Annotated in this window: 18 protein-coding genes; 17 read left to right on the top strand and 1 reads right to left on the bottom strand. The window is 63.4% G+C overall.

Features of this window, described 5'->3' with window-relative positions:
* The first annotated feature begins 11 nt into the window (after window positions 1-11).
* The 8 genes from CEW87_RS03740 to CEW87_RS03705 all read left to right on the top strand — a co-directional run bounded on the left by CEW87_RS03740 (window position 12) and on the right by CEW87_RS03705 (window position 8,296).
* The gene (locus CEW87_RS03740) at window positions 12-1,211 is read left to right on the top strand and encodes an acetyl-CoA C-acyltransferase (protein ID WP_108971509.1); all 1,200 of its coding nucleotides are present in this window, start codon (window positions 12-14) and stop codon (window positions 1,209-1,211) included.
* 263 nt (window positions 1,212-1,474) lie between these two features.
* A complete protein-coding gene (locus CEW87_RS03735) occupies window positions 1,475-2,812 on the top strand; it encodes a Na(+)-translocating NADH-quinone reductase subunit A (RefSeq protein WP_108971508.1) in 1,338 nt (445 codons plus the stop codon).
* 2 nt (window positions 2,813-2,814) lie between these two features.
* Complete coding sequence (locus CEW87_RS03730) at window positions 2,815-4,029, top strand: NADH:ubiquinone reductase (Na(+)-transporting) subunit B (RefSeq protein ID WP_108971507.1); 1,215 nt, start codon at window positions 2,815-2,817, stop codon at window positions 4,027-4,029.
* A complete protein-coding gene (locus CEW87_RS03725) occupies window positions 4,019-4,807 on the top strand; it encodes a Na(+)-translocating NADH-quinone reductase subunit C (protein ID WP_108971506.1) in 789 nt (262 codons plus the stop codon). The genes CEW87_RS03730 and CEW87_RS03725 overlap by 11 nt, the downstream gene beginning before the upstream one ends.
* A 2-nt stretch (window positions 4,808-4,809) precedes the next feature.
* Window positions 4,810-5,478: an NADH:ubiquinone reductase (Na(+)-transporting) subunit D gene (locus CEW87_RS03720; RefSeq protein WP_108971505.1), complete on the top strand. Its 669-nt coding sequence runs from the start codon at window positions 4,810-4,812 to the stop codon at window positions 5,476-5,478.
* A gap of 1 nt (window position 5,479) precedes the next feature.
* Window positions 5,480-6,088, top strand: coding sequence for an NADH:ubiquinone reductase (Na(+)-transporting) subunit E (gene nqrE, locus CEW87_RS03715; RefSeq protein ID WP_108971504.1), 609 nt, complete (start codon window positions 5,480-5,482; stop codon window positions 6,086-6,088).
* 16 nt (window positions 6,089-6,104) lie between these two features.
* Window positions 6,105-7,331: an NADH:ubiquinone reductase (Na(+)-transporting) subunit F gene (gene nqrF, locus CEW87_RS03710; RefSeq protein ID WP_108971503.1), complete on the top strand. Its 1,227-nt coding sequence runs from the start codon at window positions 6,105-6,107 to the stop codon at window positions 7,329-7,331.
* Window positions 7,332-7,495: 164 nt separating this feature from the next.
* Window positions 7,496-8,296, top strand: coding sequence for an enoyl-CoA hydratase (locus CEW87_RS03705; RefSeq protein ID WP_108971502.1), 801 nt, complete (start codon window positions 7,496-7,498; stop codon window positions 8,294-8,296).
* 62 nt (window positions 8,297-8,358) lie between these two features.
* Here the strand turns inward: CEW87_RS03705 and CEW87_RS03700 are convergent, their stop codons facing one another.
* The gene (locus CEW87_RS03700) at window positions 8,359-9,144 is read right to left on the bottom strand and encodes a YdcF family protein (RefSeq protein WP_108971501.1); all 786 of its coding nucleotides are present in this window, start codon (window positions 9,142-9,144) and stop codon (window positions 8,359-8,361) included.
* A gap of 136 nt (window positions 9,145-9,280) precedes the next feature.
* Here CEW87_RS03700 and CEW87_RS03695 point away from each other — a divergent pair, with 136 nt between their 5' ends.
* The 9 genes from CEW87_RS03695 (at window position 9,281) to CEW87_RS03655 (ending at window position 17,295) form a co-directional block, all read left to right on the top strand.
* The gene (locus CEW87_RS03695) at window positions 9,281-9,862 is read left to right on the top strand and encodes a DUF2802 domain-containing protein (protein ID WP_108971500.1); all 582 of its coding nucleotides are present in this window, start codon (window positions 9,281-9,283) and stop codon (window positions 9,860-9,862) included.
* On the top strand, window positions 9,859-10,422 hold the full coding sequence (locus tag CEW87_RS03690; protein ID WP_108971499.1) for an SPOR domain-containing protein: 564 nt from the start codon (window positions 9,859-9,861) through the stop codon (window positions 10,420-10,422). The genes CEW87_RS03695 and CEW87_RS03690 overlap by 4 nt, the downstream gene beginning before the upstream one ends.
* 59 nt (window positions 10,423-10,481) lie before the next feature.
* The gene (gene fliW / locus CEW87_RS03685) at window positions 10,482-10,916 is read left to right on the top strand and encodes a flagellar assembly protein FliW (protein WP_108971498.1); all 435 of its coding nucleotides are present in this window, start codon (window positions 10,482-10,484) and stop codon (window positions 10,914-10,916) included.
* A gap of 203 nt (window positions 10,917-11,119) precedes the next feature.
* A complete protein-coding gene (locus tag CEW87_RS03680; protein ID WP_108949650.1) occupies window positions 11,120-11,500 on the top strand; it encodes a RidA family protein in 381 nt (126 codons plus the stop codon).
* A 15-nt stretch (window positions 11,501-11,515) separates the two neighbouring features.
* Window positions 11,516-13,585: an ATP-dependent DNA helicase RecG gene (recG, locus tag CEW87_RS03675; protein ID WP_108971497.1), complete on the top strand. Its 2,070-nt coding sequence runs from the start codon at window positions 11,516-11,518 to the stop codon at window positions 13,583-13,585.
* A 40-nt stretch (window positions 13,586-13,625) separates the two neighbouring features.
* Window positions 13,626-14,495: a 4-hydroxybenzoate octaprenyltransferase gene (gene ubiA, locus CEW87_RS03670; RefSeq protein ID WP_108976905.1), complete on the top strand. Its 870-nt coding sequence runs from the start codon at window positions 13,626-13,628 to the stop codon at window positions 14,493-14,495.
* 27 nt (window positions 14,496-14,522) lie between these two features.
* Window positions 14,523-15,335 carry an orotidine-5'-phosphate decarboxylase gene (pyrF, locus tag CEW87_RS03665; RefSeq protein ID WP_108971496.1) on the top strand — a complete coding sequence of 271 codons (813 nt, stop codon included), beginning with the start codon at window positions 14,523-14,525 and terminating at the stop codon, window positions 15,333-15,335.
* A gap of 12 nt (window positions 15,336-15,347) precedes the next feature.
* Complete coding sequence (gene ubiD, locus CEW87_RS03660) at window positions 15,348-16,838, top strand: 4-hydroxy-3-polyprenylbenzoate decarboxylase (protein WP_108971495.1); 1,491 nt, start codon at window positions 15,348-15,350, stop codon at window positions 16,836-16,838.
* Between the two features lie 37 nt (window positions 16,839-16,875).
* Entirely contained in the window at window positions 16,876-17,295 is a 420-nt protein-coding gene (locus CEW87_RS03655; protein ID WP_108971494.1) for a DUF4870 family protein, read from the top strand.
* Window positions 17,296-17,305: the final 10 nt, after the last annotated feature.

Raw genomic sequence — 17,305 nt, 5'->3', positions numbered from 1 at the left:
AGACAGAGCATATGAACAAACAGATTCAGGATGCCTACATCGTCGCCGCCGTGCGTACCCCTGTGGCGCGACGCAACGGTGCTTTCCGTCATGTCCGCCCGGACGACATGCTGGCCAAGGTGCTGCGCGAGGTCGTCGCCAAGGTGCCTGGGCTGGACCCGGCCGAGATCGGCGACGTGATCACCGGCTGTGCCATGCCGGAAGCCGAGCAGGGCATGAACGTGTCGCGTATCGGACTGCTGCTCGCAGGGCTTCCGGACACGGTGCCGGGCATCACCATTAACCGCTTCTGCGCTTCAGGCCTGCAGGCGGTGGCCGATGCCGCCAACCGCATCCGCCTTGGCGAAGCCGATGTGATGATCGCCGCCGGCACCGAGAGCATGAGCGCGATGCCGCAGATCATGGGCAACAAGGTCAGTCTCAACCCGGAAATCTTCAGCAAGGCCGAGAATATCGGCATCGCCTACGGCATGGGGCTGACCGCGGAGAAAGTGGCCGAGCAGTGGAAGGTCAGCCGCGAGGATCAGGACGCCTTTGCGGTTGAGTCGCACCGTCGTGCCTGCGCTGCGATCGCGGCCGGGCACTTTGCTGCCGAGATCGCCCCCTATGCGGTGCAGTCCTACCTGCCCGGCGAAGGGGGCAGCGTGCGCATCGCCGAGCGGGTGCTCGAGAACGACGAAGGGCCGCGAGCCGATGCCGCGATGGAGCGCCTTGCCAAACTGAGGCCGGTGTTTGCCGCGCGCGGTTCCGTGACCGCGGGCAACAGTTCGCAGATGTCGGACGGGGCTGGCGCGGTCCTGCTGATGAGCGAAGCGGCACTGAAACGCTTCAACGCGACCCCGATTGCACGGTTTCGCAGCTACGCGGTGGCCGGGGTGCCGCCGCAGGTGATGGGTATCGGCCCGGTCGAGGCCATCCCGCGTGCGCTGAAAATGGCCGGCGTGACACAGGACAGCGTGGGCTGGATCGAGCTCAACGAAGCCTTTGCCGCTCAGGCCCTGGCGGTGACGCGTCAGCTCGGGCTCGATCCGGAAAAGGTCAATCCGCTTGGCGGCGCGATTGCGCTTGGCCACCCGCTCGGCGCGACCGGCGCCATCCGCACCGCGACCCTGATGGCGGCGATGCAGCGCGACCCGGCATTGCACCTCGGCATGATCAGCATGTGTATCGGAACCGGCATGGGGGCGGCGGGCGTATTCGAACGAATGTAGCCGTCAGGGCGCGCATCGCATCCGATGCGGCAAACCCTTGATGGATCGGGCAGTTCCGGCCTCGGACTGCCCGATTCGCATTTCAACGAAAGCTTATATTGAAGAAATGTGTCTTATATCGGATCATCCTAAGTGATTGGCGGGTAACAATCTCTTATAATTCGGGGGTTTGTTTACGCGGGGTCATTGCCCGTGAGCCGGAAAACCCGGCTCTACGGCGTGCAGGACTCCACCATTCTCATGAGTGATTGGGCGATAGACGCATGATACAAATCAAACGCGGACTTGACCTTCCCGTCACCGGCGCGCCCGCGCAGCGCATCGAAGCCGGACGGCCGGTGCGCAGTGTGGCCGTCATCGGCTTCGACTATCACGGCATGAAGCCGACGATGGCGGTGCAGGTGGGCGACCGGGTGAAACTGGGACAGGTGCTGTTCTCCGACAAGAAGACGGAAGGCGTGCATTTCACCGCGCCCGCCGCAGGCGTGGTCAGCGCCATCCATCGCGGCGAGCAGCGTGTGCTTCAATCGGTCGTCATCGACGTCGAAGGTGATGAGGCCGTCGACTTCGCACGCTACAGCGACGCCGAGATCGACGCACTTGCACCTGAAGCTGTGCGCGAGAACCTGCAGCAATCCGGGCTGTGGACTGCGCTGCGCACCCGGCCGCTGAGCAAGGTGCCTGCGGTCGATGCCACGCCGAGCTCGATTTTCGTCACCGCGATCGACACGCATCCGCTGGCTGCCGACCCGGCCGTAGTCATTGGCGAGTATGCCGAAGACTTCAGCCGCGGGCTCAAGGTGCTCGGCCGACTGGCGCGGGTTTTCCTGTGCCATGCCGAAAATGCGAAGCTGCCCGGTGCCGGCTTGAACAACGTGACCGCAGAGTCATTCTCCGGTCCGCATCCGGCGGGTCTGCCCGGTACGCACATCCACTTCCTCGACCCGGTCGATGCGAACAAGTCAGTGTGGTACCTGAACTACCAGGACGTGATCGCGATGGGCAAGTTTTTTGCCACCGGCCGTCTGTGGGAAGAGCGCGTCGTGGCGCTGGCCGGTCCGGTCGTCGATAAGCCGCGCCTGGTTCGTACCCGTTTGGGCGCCAACCTCGACGAGCTGACCGCTGGTGAAATGGCCGTCGGGCGCAATCGCGTGATTTCAGGCTCGGTGTTCGGCGGGCGCACGGCGCGTGGCGCCTGTGCCTACCTCGGTCGCTATCACCTGCAGGTGTCCTGTCTCAAGGAAGGGACCGAGCGCGAGTTCATGCATTACCTGCGTGCCGGCACCAACAAGCATTCTGTGCTCAACATCTTCGCCTCGAAACTGTTCGGGGGGCGCAAGCTCGACTTCACCACCACTACCAATGGCAGCCCGCGTGCCATGGTGCCGGTCGGGAACTACGAAGAAGTGATGCCGCTCGACATTCTGCCGACGCAGCTGCTGCGTTACCTGATCGTCGGTGACACCGACATGGCGCAGAAGCTCGGCGCGCTCGAGCTCGACGAGGAAGACCTCGCGCTGTGTACCTACGTGTGTGCCGGCAAGTACGAGTACGGCCCAATCCTGCGGGATAATCTGACACGCATCGAAAAGGAAGGCTGAACATGGGTCTGCGTTCATATCTCGACAGTATCGAGCACCACTTCGAAAAGGGTGGCAAGCACGAGAAGTGGTATGCCCTTTACGAGGCGGTCGATACCGCACTCTATCGCCCTTCCAGCGTCACCCGCACCACCGCTCACGTGCGCGACGGTCTTGACCTCAAGCGCATGATGATCACGGTGTGGATGTGCACCTTTCCGGCGCTGTTTTTCGGCATGTGGAATATCGGCTTCCAGGCCAATACCATCTACGCCGCCAACCCTGACCTGCTCGCAGCTCAGGACGGCTGGCGGATGGCGCTGATCGCCGTTTTTGCCAGTTTTGACCCGGGCAGCGTATGGGACAACATGGTGCATGGCGCAGCGTACTTCCTGCCCATCTACCTGGTGACCTTCGTTGTCGGCGGTTTCTGGGAAGTGCTGTTTGCTTCGATCCGCCGCCATGAGGTGAACGAAGGCTTCTTCGTCACCTCGGTGCTGTTCGCCCTGATTTGCCCGCCGACCGTGCCGCTGTGGCAGGTTGCGCTCGGCATCAGCTTCGGCGTCGTGATCGGCAAGGAAGTGTTCGGCGGTACGGGCAAGAACTTCCTCAACCCCGCGCTGACCGGCCGTGCCTTCCTGTACTTTGCCTACCCGGCACAGCTGTCCGGCGATGCGGTATGGACGGCCGTCGATGGCTACACCGGCGCGACCCCGCTGTCGCTCGGCGCTGCAGGCGGGCTGGACCAGATCGTGGCCGGCGGCATTACCTGGATGGACGCCTTCCTCGGGCTGATCCATGGTTCGGTAGGCGAAACCAGCACCCTGGCGATCCTCATTGGCGGCGCGGTGCTGCTGATCATGAAGATTGCGTCGTGGCGCATCGTTGCCGGCGTGATGATCGGCATGATCGGCATGAGCCTGCTGTTCAACGGCATCGGCTCCGCAAGCAACCCGATGTTCGGATTGCCGTGGTACTGGCATCTGGTGGTTGGTGGCTTCGCTTTCGGCATGATCTTCATGGCGACCGACCCGGTGTCGGCGTCGATGACCAACACCGGGAAGTGGATTTTCGGTGCCTTCATCGGAATCATGACCGTGCTCATCCGGGTGGTGAACCCGGCCTTCCCCGAGGGCATCATGCTGGCGATTCTGTTCGCCAACCTGTGTGCCCCGCTGATCGACCACTTCGTGGTCTCGGCCAATATCAAGCGGAGGTTGGCGCGCAATGTCCAGTAAGAAAGAATCGACAAGCCGCACGCTGTTCGTGGCGCTGGCGGTCAGTCTGGTGAGCTCGGTGTTCGTCGCCGGCGCGGCGGTATCGCTCAAGCCGGTGCAGATAGAGAACCGTCAGCTCGACAAGCAGCGCAGCATTCTGGCAATTGCCGGGCTGGGCGATGCGGACCTGTCCGGGCGCGAAGTCAAGGAGCTGTTCTCCAGTCGCATCAGCTCGAAGCTGGTGGATCTGGAAACCGGTGAGTATTCCACCGAGTTCAATCCGGACAACTTCGACCCGCTGAAGGCTGCGCGCGACCCGAAACTCTCGGATGCGCTGCCCGGTGAAGATGACCTTGCCCTGATCAAGCGCCGCGAGCGTTACACCACGGTGTACATGGTGGAGCAGGACGGCAAGCTCGAGTCCCTGATTCTGCCGGTGCGCGGCTATGGCCTGTGGTCAACGCTGCACGGCTTCATGGCTGTGAAGGCTGATCTCAATACCGTGGTCGGGTTCGGCTTCTATCAGCATGCCGAGACACCGGGCCTGGGTGGCGAGGTCGACAATCCCAAGTGGAAGGCGCTGTGGCCGGGCAAGACCCTGTTCGACGACGCCGGCAAGCCGGTGATCGAGATCGTCAAGGGTGGTGTGGATCCGGCCAGTCCGGCCGCCGGTCATCAGGTTGACGCGCTGGCAGGGGCGACCCTCACCAGCAAGGGCGTCGACCGTCTTCTCCAGTTCTGGCTCGGCGAACAGGGCTTCGGTCCCTATCTCGCCAAACTGCGTTCCCAGGGGGTCTGATCATGTCGCAACCCACGATAAAAGAAGTCCTGCTCAACCCGATCTTTCATAACAACCCGATCGGGCTGCAGATCCTTGGCATCTGTTCGGCACTTGCCGTCACCTCCAACCTCAAGACTGCGGTGGTGATGTCGATTGCACTGACGCTGGTGACCGCGTTCTCGAGCATGTTCATCTCGATGATCCGCGCGCAGATCCCGGGCTCGATCCGCATGATCGTGCAGATGGTGATCATCGCCTCGCTGGTGATCGTAGTCGACCAGATCCTGCGCGCCTATGCCTTCACGCTCGCCAAGCAGTTGTCGGTGTTCGTCGGTCTGATCATCACGAACTGCATCGTGATGGGCCGGGCTGAAGCCTTTGCCATGCAGAACCCGCCGCTGCTGTCGTTCATGGACGGTATCGGTAACGGTCTCGGCTACAGCGCAATGCTGCTGACGCTGGGCGTGATCCGCGAACTGTTCGGTGCCGGCAAACTGTTCGGTTTTGAGATCCTGAGCCTCGCCAAGGATGGTGGATGGTATGTGCCCAACGGCATGCTGCTGCTGCCGCCTTCGGCGTTCTTCCTGATCGGCCTGATCATCTGGGGTCTGCGTACCTGGAAGACGGAGCAGGTCGAGGAGGCGTCGTTCAAGATGGCGCCCCAGGTGATCAACAAGGAGGCGTACTGATATGGAACATTACATCAGCCTCTTCGTGCGCGCGGTGTTCATCGAGAACATGGCGCTGTCCTTCTTCCTCGGCATGTGTACCTTCATCGCCATCTCGAAGAAGGTCGAAACTGCCATCGGTCTTGGTATCGCCGTGGTCGTGGTGCAGACCATCACCGTACCGGCCAACAACCTGATCTACACCTGGCTGCTGCGTGACGGTGCCTTGGCGTGGGCGGGCATGCCGGATGTCGATCTGTCCTTCCTCGGCCTGTTGTCGTATATCGGGGTGATCGCAGCCATCGTGCAGATCCTCGAGATGCTGCTCGACAAGTATGTTCCCAGTCTCTACAACGCGCTCGGTGTGTTCCTGCCGCTGATTACGGTGAACTGCGCGATCATGGGCGGCACCCTGTTCATGGTCGAGCGCGACTACAACTTCGGCGAAAGCGTCGTCTATGGTGTTGGCTCCGGGTTCTCCTGGGCGCTGGCCATCGCACTGCTTGCCGGCATTCGCGAGAAGCTGAAGTACAGCGATGTGCCTGAAGGCCTGCAGGGCCTGGGCATCACCTTCATCACCATCGGGCTGATGTCGCTGGGCTTCATGTCGTTCTCCGGCGTACAGCTGTAAGGGCGGGGGAGGACATATGAACAGTCAGGAAATCTTCATCGCCATCGGCATGTTTACGGCCATCGTGCTTGCACTGGTCATGATCATCCTCATGGCGCGTGCGCGTCTCGTGTCGAGCGGCGACGTCACCATCAACATCAACAACGAACGTACCATCACCGTGCCGGCTGGCGGCAAGCTGCTGCAGACACTCGCCGCAAACGACATCTTCCTGTCGTCGGCCTGCGGTGGCGGTGGCACCTGTGCGCAGTGCAAGTGCGTGGTCGAGTCGGGCGGTGGTGAAATGCTGCCCACCGAAGAGTCGCACTTCAACAAGCGTCAGGCCAAGGAAGGCTGGCGCCTGTCGTGCCAGACCCCGGTCAAGCAGGACATGAAGGTCGAGGTGCCCGAGGAAGTGTTCGGGGTGAAGAAGTGGGAATGCACGGTGGAGTCCAACCCCAACGTTGCCACCTTCATCAAGGAGCTCACCCTGCGCCTGCCCGAAGGCGAGAACGTCGAGTTCCGTGCCGGCGGTTATGTGCAGCTCGAGTGCCCGCCCCACGTGGTGAAGTACGCCGACTTTGACATCCAGCCCGAGTACCGCGGTGACTGGGACAAGTTCAACATGTGGCGCTTCGTGTCCAAGGTCGACGAGACCGTGATCCGTGCCTACTCGATGGCGAACTACCCGGAAGAGAAGGGCGTGGTGAAGTTCAACATCCGTGTTGCGTCGCCTCCGCCGGGGCGTGACGATATTCCGGCCGGCAAGATGTCGTCCTGGGTGTTCAATCTCAAGCCGGGTGACAAGGTCACCGTGTACGGCCCGTTTGGCGAATTCTTTGCCCGTGAAACCGACAACGAGATGGTCTTCGTGGGTGGTGGCGCAGGTATGGCGCCGATGCGTTCGCACATCTTCGATCAGCTCAAGCGGCTGTCGAGCACGCGCAAGATCAGCTTCTGGTACGGCGCGCGTTCGATGCGTGAGGCGTTCTACGTCGAGGAATTCGACAAGCTCGCGGAAGACAACCCCAACTTCAAGTGGCATCTGGCTCTGTCCGACCCGCTGCCTGAAGACAACTGGACGGGTTACACCGGCTTCATTCACAACGTGCTGTACGAGAACTACCTCAAGGACCATCCGGCCCCTGAGGATTGCGAGTTCTACATGTGCGGACCTCCGATGATGAACGCTGCGGTGATCAAGACCCTGCTCGATCTCGGTGTCGAACGCGAAAACATCATGCTCGACGATTTCGGCGGCTGATCGCTTCGCGTATCCGGGCCCGCAGTGGCCCGGTACATCTGCAGCGCCCCTGTTTCCGGCCAAGCCCGGGCACAGGGGCTTTTTTTATTCCGGCATTCCGCGCTAACCTGTCGGTCCCAACATACGGTGCAGAATGGTTGCCCGAAATACAAGAGGAAGACAGCATGGCCGGAACCGTATTGCTCGACGTCGCCGATGGCGTCGCTACCCTGACCCTCAACCGTCCTGCGGCCCTGAATGCGCTGTCGGTGGAAATGATGCAGGATTTAGCCGCCGCGGCGCATGATCTGGCGGGACGCAAGGACTTTGCCGTCGTGGTCATTACCGGGGCAGGAGATCACTTCATGGCCGGCGGCGACCTGAAGGACTTTGCCACCCATCTCAATCTTTCTCCAGAGGCGCGCCAGGCCACTTTCCGGGCCATGATCGAGCAGTACATCAACCCGACGGTAGAGACCCTGCAAGGGCTCGACCAGCCGGTGATAGCCAAGGTGCGTGGTGCCTGCGCCGGCTTTGGCCTCACCCTGATGATGGGGTGCGACCTCGTCGTGAGTGCAGACAGCGCCGTGTTTACCACCGCCTATGCCGCAATCGGCTTGTCCGGTGATGGTGGTGCGTCGTATTTTCTGCCGCGTATCGTCGGTCGGCGCAAGGCGGCCGAACTGCTGTTGCTGGGGGACCGCTTCGATGCAGCCGAGGCGCTGCGGCTCGGCTTGATCACGCGCAGCGTGCCGGCCGACAGTCTCGATGCCGAAACCGGCAAGCTATGCGCGCGCCTCAGGTCCGGCCCGTTGCAGACCTATGGCGAGATCAAGCGCCTGCTGGCGATGTCCCACGACAGCCAGCTCGAATCCCAATTGCATAGTGAGGCGCTGGCGTTCGGTCGTTGCGGCGGGAGCGAGGATTTTGCCGAGGGCGTGACCGCCTTTCTCGAGAAGCGGAAGCCGGTATTCAAGGGCGCGTAAATCTCTCGACGGGGCGAGACGGTTTCAAGCTGTCTCGCCACAGGCGTCCTCCGACGGTATGTTCAGCGTGACAGGCGATAGGCCAGCAGCCCCACCCACTCGTGTACCGCAAACCAGGCGGCGTAAGCCGAGCTGGCACTGGGCAGGTTCGGCAGGACCTCTTCGTCGACAGGGTTTCCAAGCGGGCGTGGCCCCAGCCATGCCGTCGGAGCGATGCTGACCTGCATTCCAGCCGCCTCGAATTCGGCGCGCGCTCGGCGCATGTGTGCGGCGTGTGTGACCAGCAGGATGCGGGTCACGCCCGAAGCCTTGAGCTGCCCGGCCGAGTAACGTGCATTCTGCCGGGTGTCGAGCGAGGAGGGCTCGGTCCACCGGACCCGCACGCCGAAGTCTTCCTCAAGGCTGCCTTTCATCAGAATTGCCTCGGGGATCTCCCCGCTCGGTGCGCCCCCGCTCACCAGAATCGGCAAACCGGTCTGACGTGAAAGTCTGGCGCCGTAGCGCAGGCGTTCAAGCGTGATGCGGTTGACGGTGTCGCCACCGTATTCCGGCGCATTGCTCATGCGCCCACCCCCCAGAATGACGATTGCCTGAGCGTCGGCGGCCGCTGACAGCGACACGGGCTGCCGTGGCTCGAGTGGCTCAAGCAGCAGACCGACTGGCGCCGGCGTGATCAGCAACAGACCGCTGACCAGTCCTGTCCATACCAGCGTTCGTCCGCTACGCGGCCGACGGCGGCCCATCAGCAGGCCGATCAGGATCAGTGCAAAGGGCATCAGTGGCGGCAGAATCAGTACCGAGACCAGCTTCTTGAGCCAGAACAGGGCAATCGCGGTGTCGAAATCCATTCGTGTTTGTCCTCTGGTGTCGTGCCCAGTATTATCAGTGCAATTCCATTCCCGCGGTTTCAAGCTCATGCCCATGCAGTGCCGGCTGGCGGTCTCCGTCCTTCCTGTCTCCGTTCTCGTGCTTCCCTGAGTCGTCATGGGATTTCGCCAACTTGTCTGGGCGTTGATCGCCGCACTGCTGATCTACGGTGCCTGGCAACTGCTGCGCGCCCTGCTCGCCGGACGCGGCCGCGCTGAAGCTGCGTCGCCGCCGGCGGCCGCTGCCTTGAAGGCCGATTCGACCGCTGCGGAAGATGAGGACGACGACGATTCGGATTTCAACTACGCGCCCTTGCCGTCAGACGTCGTGGCGCCAGCTGCGCCGCCGGCCCCCGAGGCGCCTGCCGCAGAGCGGCCCGATACCTTTGCGTTGGAACTCGAGTTGCAGCGCCTGCGGCGCGAAGTGGGCGCCTTGCGCGCGGCGCTTGACGTGCAGCAGGGCGAGATCGGTGCGCTGCACGAAACTGTGCAGCGCCTCCTGGATGCGCCGCCGGCCGTTTCAAACGCCTTCGAAGACAGTGCTGGCCAGAGCGCTTCGCCGGAGTACAGCGAGGCGCTGGTGCTGGCGCGACGGGGCTTGTCGGTTGAGGAGGTGGCTGCGCGCTGCGGCATTACCCGGGCAGAGGCGGAACTGGTCGTGTCGCTGGCTGCGCGTGGCGAGCTTGAGGGCGGCGTATGAGCACAATGACTGCAGATCAGGTCCGCTTGCAGCGTAGCCGTGCGCTGAAGCGGGCCGGGCTGGCGAGCGGGGTTGCTGTGGCGTTGCTGCTTGCCGTGCTGATGTTTGAGGATGGTCGTACGCCTGAGGCGGCCCCGGCCACAATGGCGGTGCAGGCTCCGCTGGCGGCGCAGGCCATACAGCCGGTGCTGCCGGTCGAAACCGCTGCCGTAGTGCCTGAAACCGAATCAGCTGACATCAAGCCAGCGGACGTCAAGGCGGAGAGCGATCCATTGCCGCTGACGCAGGTCGTGACAGCGTCAGCACCGCCGCCTGTCGAGAAGAAGGTATCCGTTCCGCTGGCAAATGGCTATCTGGTGCAGCTGGGCGTGTTCGGCTCCATGGATAATGCTGACGGATTGCGCGCCGATGTGGCGGCAAGGGGGCTGCCGGCGCATGTCGAGGGCCGGGTCGTGGTCGGACCGTTTCCCGACAAGGCGGCTGCGGAAGCGGCGCGCGCGCGGCTGAAACGCGAGGGGTTGGCAACCGGCATCCTGGTGCCGCCGCGCAAGAGCAAGTGAAGCCGGCAACAGCGCTGATTGCGGCTGGCAAATACATCGAAACAAGGGAGGAGAGACACATGAAGATCGAAAGCCCGGTGTTGGGCGTGTTCGAAGTATCCGACGACAAACTGATCGAGTTTCCGCAGGGCTTGCCCGGCTTCGAGGCGTGTCACCGTTTCGTGCTCGTGCATGAGGAGGGGGCCGAGGCAACCGTGTTCATGCTGCAAAGTGCGGACGACCCCGAAGTGGCGTTCTCCCTGACCGGGCCCGAGCAGTTCGGTATCAATTACGAATTCCCCTTGTCGGACGAAGAACTGGCCATCCTTAAGCTCGACCGGCCGGAGGACGCCCTTGTCGCCATCATCGTGCGCAAGGATGGGGACGATCCCGCTACTGCTGGCTTGCGCGCAAACTTCATGGCACCGCTGGTGATCAACGTCGGTGCGCGTCGCGGCATGCAGAAGGTCATCAACAAGCTGGGTTGCGATATTCTGCTGCGCGCACAGGCGTAAGTGTCGAACGGCAGGCAGCGCCCCACACTTTGGGGCGCTGTCGCCTTTCGCTGTCGGGGGTGCGACCCCAGGCACCGGCCGTCGCGTGAGCGCGGGCTTCGCGTGGCGATGTCCTTTGCCCCCAGCGCCCGCGTCGAACCGGGGTTTCACCTGCTCTGCACAGGTTAGAATCCGCCTACACTCATCTTTTCAGGGATTCAGTCATGAGCCGTTCCATCGTCTCCACGCCCAGCGCACCCGCTGCCATCGGTACCTACTCGCAAGCGGTAAAGACCGGCAGCACCGTTTATTGCTCCGGTCAGATCGGGCTGGACCCGACAACGATGCAGATGGTCGAGGGCTTCGAGGCTCAAACCGTTCGTGTGTTCGAAAACCTCAAGGCGGTTGCCGAGGCTGCGGGCGGTTCGCTCGCCGACGCGGTCAAGCTCACGATCTACCTGACAGACCTGTCCAATTTCGCCACCGTGAACGAAGTCATGTCGCGCTACTTTGCCGAGCCCTATCCGGCGCGCGCAGCCGTCGGCGTCAAGGAATTGCCGCGCGGTGCGGTGGTCGAGGCCGACGCCATCCTCGTGCTGGGCTGAGCGACAGCACCGCACGTGGGTTCGCGAGAACCGGGCGGGCGCTCGCCCGCGCAGGGTTGGCCGGGCGTTGGCGGGCAGTTGGCGGGGCGGTTGGCAAAGCTCGATCTCTATCGGCAGGAAGACCTTATCCTGCATCTGCCGCTGCGTTATGAAGACGAGACCCGGCTGACGCCCATCGTCGACGCGCGCCATGGTTTCCCTGCCCAGATCGAGGGCGAGGTTATCTCCTGCGAAGTTACGCTCCGTCCGCGCCGGCAACTGGTTGCCCGCGTGCGCGATGCGTCCGGCACGCTGGTGGCGCGCTGGCTCAATTTCTACCCTTCGCAGCAAAAGCAGCTGTCTGTCGGGCGCAGCGTGCGCCTGTTCGGAGAAGTGCGCGGCGGCTTTTTTGGCGACGAGATGGTGCACCCGCGCCTGCGTCCGGTGGAGCGGGGGGAGTCCTTGCCTGAGGCACTGACGCCGGTCTATCCCACCACGGCCGGCGTCGGGCAGGCGACACTGCGCAAGCTGATCGATCTGGCGCTTCGAACCGTCGCGCTGGACGATCCGATTCCGCCTGCCGTGTGTAACCGCCTCGGTTTGCCGGGCTTTGCAGAGGCAGTGCGTGCCCTGCATCACCCCGCGCCAGACGCCGACCCCGCTGCACTGGAAAACCGCGAGCACCCGGCCTGGCGGCGAATCAAGTTCGAGGAGTTGCTGGTTCAGCAGTTGTCGCTGCGCCGGGCCTATAACGCCCGCCGGGCGCTGGGGGCGGCAAGTCTGCCGCCACGCCGGCAGCTGACGCAGGCCTTGCTCGGGCAGCTTGCATTCAGCCTGACCGGTGCGCAGCAGCGTGCGGTCGCCGAGATCTCCGCCGATCTTGCCGCGGCGCATCCGATGCAGCGGCTGCTGCAGGGCGATGTCGGCAGCGGGAAGACGGTTGTCGCCGCCCTTGCGATGCTGCAAGCGGCCGAGAATGGTTGGCAGGCGGCCCTGATGGCGCCCACCGAGATCCTTGCCGAGCAGCATTTCCGCAAGCTGCACGACTGGCTGGCGCCGTTGGGCATCGAAGTGGCCTGGTTGTCGGGCAGTCGCAAGAAGCGTGAACGCGAGGTGGAGCTTGCGCGTCTGCACAGCGGCGAGTTGCTGCTTGCGGTCGGCACCCATGCGCTGATCGAAGACCCGGTGGCAATGCCTAAACTGGCGCTGGCCGTGGTAGACGAGCAGCACCGCTTTGGTGTGCGCCAGCGTCTGGCGCTGCGTGAAAAGGGGCAGGCCGGGCAGCGTCCGCACATGCTGATGATGTCCGCCACGCCAATCCCGCGCACGCTGGCGATGACCCACTATGCTGATCTCGACGTCTCGGTGCTCGATGAACTGCCGCCGGGACGCACGCCGATTCGTACCCGTCTGGTGTCCGACGGCCGGCGTGACGAAGTGGTGGGCCGTGTCCGCGATGCCTGTCTCGAGGGGCGTCAGGCCTACTGGGTGTGCCCCCTGATCGAGGAGTCCGAGGCGCTGCAGCTGCAGACCGCGGTGGATACCTTCGAGATGCTGTCCGCCGACCTGCCGGAGCTGAAGGTCGGCCTCATTCATGGGCGCCTGAAGGCAGACGAGAAGGCGGCAACAATGGCAGCCTTTGCTGCCGGAGAGCTGCAGGTGCTGGTGGCGACCACGGTGATCGAGGTCGGTGTCGATGTGCCCAATGCCAGCCTGATGGTGATCGAACATGCGGAGCGCTTCGGCCTTGCCCAGTTGCATCAGTTGCGCGGCCGCGTCGGGCGCGGGACGGCGGAGTCGGTGTGCATCCTGATCTACGCCCAGCCGCTGTCTGAAACCGCGCGGGCACGGCTGAAGGTGATTTACGAGCAGACGGACGGTTTCGTGATCGCCAGTGAGGACCTGCACATCCGTGGGCCGGGCGAGTTCGTCGGCGCGCGCCAGAGCGGGGTGCCGCTGTTGCGCTTCGCCAGCCTCGAAGAGGATGACGACCTGATCGAGCCGGCGCGTGCGCTGGCCGAACGCATGCTCGCACGCGAGCCGAAGCTCGCCGAGCGGCTGCTCACGCGCTGGGTGGGCGGACGCGAAGGCCTGCTGCGGGCCTGATCCGGGTAAAATGCGCGCTGCGCGAACCCGCTTTGATCCGATGACCTTAGCCGACCGATTCCCCCATTACCTTCGCCTGATGCGGCTCGACAAGCCCATCGGTACCCTGTTGCTGCTATGGCCCACCCTGTGGGCGCTATGGCTTGCGGCCGACGGCGTTCCGCCGCTGCACATCCTGCTGATCTTCGCGCTTGGCACACTGCTGATGCGCTCGGCCGGTTGCGTGATCAACGATTATGCCGACCGTGATTTCGACGGCCACGTCGAACGTACCCGCCTGCGACCGCTCGCCACCGGTGCGGTCAGCACCCGCGAAGCGCTGCTGCTTGCCGGCGGACTGGCGCTCCTCGCCTTCATGCTGGTCCTGCCCCTGCAGCCACTGGTGATCTGGTTATCCGTCCCGGCACTGTTTCTTGCCGGCAGTTACCCCTATACCAAGCGCTTTCTCGCCATTCCGCAGGCTTATCTCGGGATTGCCTTCGGCTTCGGCATCCCGATGGGGTTCGCTGCGGTGCTTGGCGAAGTGCCGGTGGTGGCCTGGGTGATGCTGCTGGCCAACATTTTCTGGGCCGTGGCCTACGACACCGAATATGCAATGGTCGACCGCCCGGACGACCTCAAGATCGGTATCAAGACGTCCGCCATCACCTTCGGCCGTTTTGACGTCGCTGCGGTGATGCTGTGCTACGCCATCGCCCTGTGTCTGCTGGCCTGGGTGGGCGTGGAGACGGCGCGCGGGTCGGCGTTCTACCTTGGCCTGCTGGCTGCGGCAGGCATTGCGCTCTATCACTTTACCCTCATCCGCCATCGCGAACGCGCCGACTGCTTCAAGGCCTTTCGCCACAACAACTGGCTGGGCGCCGCGATCTTTTGTGGTGTCCTTGTCGACGACCTGCTGCGCCGGCTCTGACCCGGCAGCCCTGACCCGGAATTCACCATGCACTTCATGACCGCCCTCAAGGGCGCCTGGCAGCAGCGCAACAGCCTGCTGTGCGTCGGCCTCGACCCCGATCCTGCCCGTTTTCCCGTGCACCTGCAGGACAGGCCGGATGCGATCTTCGAGTTCTGCAAGCAGATTGTCGATGCGACGGCCGACCTCGCCTGCTGCTTCAAGCCACAGATCGCCTACTTCGCTGCGCGCCGTGCCGAGGATCAGCTCGAAGCGCTGATCGATCACATTCATGAGCGCCATCCGGACACGCCCGTGGTGCTGGATGCCAAGCGCGGCGATATCGGCAGCACCGCCGAACAATATGCGGTCGAAGCCTTCGAGCGTTTCCGTGCCGACGCGATCACGGTCAATCCCTACATGGGGCGTGATTCGGTCGACCCCTATCTGGCCTACCCGGACAAGGGCGTGATCCTGCTGTGCCGTACCTCGAATCCCGGTGGCTCCGACCTGCAGTTTCTCGATGTCGGTGGTGAAAAGCTGTACGAGCGCGTTGCGCGTCTGGTGGCGGAAGACTGGAACGCAAGCGGCAATTGCGGTCTGGTGGTCGGCGCGACCTTCCCGGCCGAGATCGCGCGCGTGCGCGAACTGACGGGCGACATGCCCCTGCTGGTGCCGGGCATCGGTGCCCAGGGCGGCGACATTGCTGCCACCATGCAGGCCGGGCGCACTGCAGATGGTTGCGGACTGATGATCAACTCCTCGCGCGCGATCCTGTATGCGGGCAAGGGCGAGGACTTCGCTGCCGAAGCACGCAGGGTGGCGCTCGAGACACGCGACGCCATCAACGCGCAGCGCTGATACGGGAATGGCATGAAATACCACGACTTGCGCGACTTCATCACCCAGCTCGAGGCGCGCGGAGAGCTCAAGCGCATCAGCGTCCCGGTGGATACCCATCTCGAGATGACCGAGATTGCCGACCGCGTGCTGCGTGCCGGCGGGCCTGCACTGTTGTTCGAAAAGCCGGTGACCCGTGGGGTGCCGCAGGACATGCCGGTGCTTGCCAACCTCTTCGGCACGCCCGAGCGGGTGGCCTATGGCATGGGCGAAGACCTCACGGAGGGCGACTGGCAGGCGCCATTGCGTGAAGTCGGCAAGCTGCTGGCCTTCCTGAAGGAGCCCGAGCCACCAAAAGGCCTGAAGGATGCATGGGAGAAATGGCCTGTGCTCAAGCAGGTCATGAACATGTCGCCGAAAGAGGTGCGCTCTGCGCCCTGCCAGGAAGTGGTGTGGGAGGGCAAGGATGTCGACCTCGGTCGGCTGCCGATCCAGCACTGCTGGCCGGGCGACGCCGCACCGCTGATCACCTGGGGCCTGGTGGTGACGCGCGGTCCGCACAAGAAGCGCCAGAATCTCGGCATCTATCGCCAGCAGGTGCTGGGGCCGAACCGCGTCATCATGCGCTGGCTGGCACATCGTGGCGGAGCACTCGATTTCCGCGAGCACAAACTGGCGCATCCGGGCGAGCCCTTCCCGGTTGCGGTGGTGCTCGGCTGCGACCCGGCCACCATCCTCGGCGCGGTGACGCCGGTGCCAGATGCGATTTCCGAATATCAGTTTGCCGGTCTGTTGCGCGGGTCGAAAACCGAGTTGGTGCGCTGCGTCGGCTCCGACCTGCAGGTGCCGGCCTCGGCCGAGATCGTGCTCGAGGGCGTGATCCACCCGGACGACATGGCGCCGGAGGGGCCGTACGGCGACCACACCGGCTACTACAACGAGGTCTCCGACTTCCCGGTGTTCACTGTCGAACGCATCACCACGCGGCGCAAGCCGATCTATCACTCGACCTACACCGGCAAGCCGCCCGACGAGCCGGCCATGCTCGGGCTTGCGCTGAACGAGGTCTTCGTCCCCCTGCTGCAGAAGCAGTATCCGGAGATCACTGATTTCTACCTGCCGCCCGAGGGCTGTTCCTATCGCCTCGCAGTGGTGTCGATTCGCAAGCAGTATCCGGGGCACGCCAAGCGCGTGATGTTCGGGATCTGGAGCTTTCTGCGCCAGTTCATGTACACCAAGTTCATCATCGTGGTGGACGATGACGTCAATATCCGCGAGTGGAAGGAAGTGATCTGGGCGCTGACCACCCGGATGGATGCCACCCGTGACACCACGCTGGTGGACAACACCCCGATCGACTACCTTGACTTCGCTTCACCGGTCGCCGGGCTGGGCAGCAAGATGGGGCTGGATGCAACGAACAAGTGGGAAGGTGAAACGAATCGCGAATGGGGGCGTCCGATTGTCATGGACGACGCGGTCAAGCAACGCGTCGACGCGATGTGGCCCGAACTTGGCCTGTGATGCCCTGAAAACTGACGCATGACGCAAGGATGACCTGATGGCCCAATCCGATTACACCGCAGCTCCGCTTCAGCCCGGGCAGCCGACTGAAAATCTGGTCACGCTCACGCACCTGATCTACGCCCTGCACGCCTTTGCAGTCTTCACCGGGGTGGTCGGGTCGGCCACGATTCTTGGCAGTTTCATTGCCAGCGTGCCGTCGATCGCGGCCGTGATCATCAACTACGTGAAGCAGGGCGCCGTGCGTGATACCTGGCTCGAGAGTCATTTCCGCTGGCAGATCCGCACCTTCTGGTTCGCCGTGCTGTGGGTGATGGTGGCGGTGGTGATGATCATGACCATCATTGGCCTGCCCTTCGGCCTGCTGGCCCTTGGGGTCACCAGTCTGTGGGTGCTGTACCGCGTGGTGCGGGGCTGGTGGGCGCTTTCACAGCGGGAATCCCTGCCAATGGATTGAAGCCGTTGCG

Origin of the sequence: Parazoarcus communis (assembly GCF_003111665.1) — a bacterium.
Lineage (GTDB): Bacteria > Pseudomonadota > Gammaproteobacteria > Burkholderiales > Rhodocyclaceae > Parazoarcus > Parazoarcus communis_B.
This window is presented reverse-complemented; position numbering and strand designations above follow the sequence as displayed.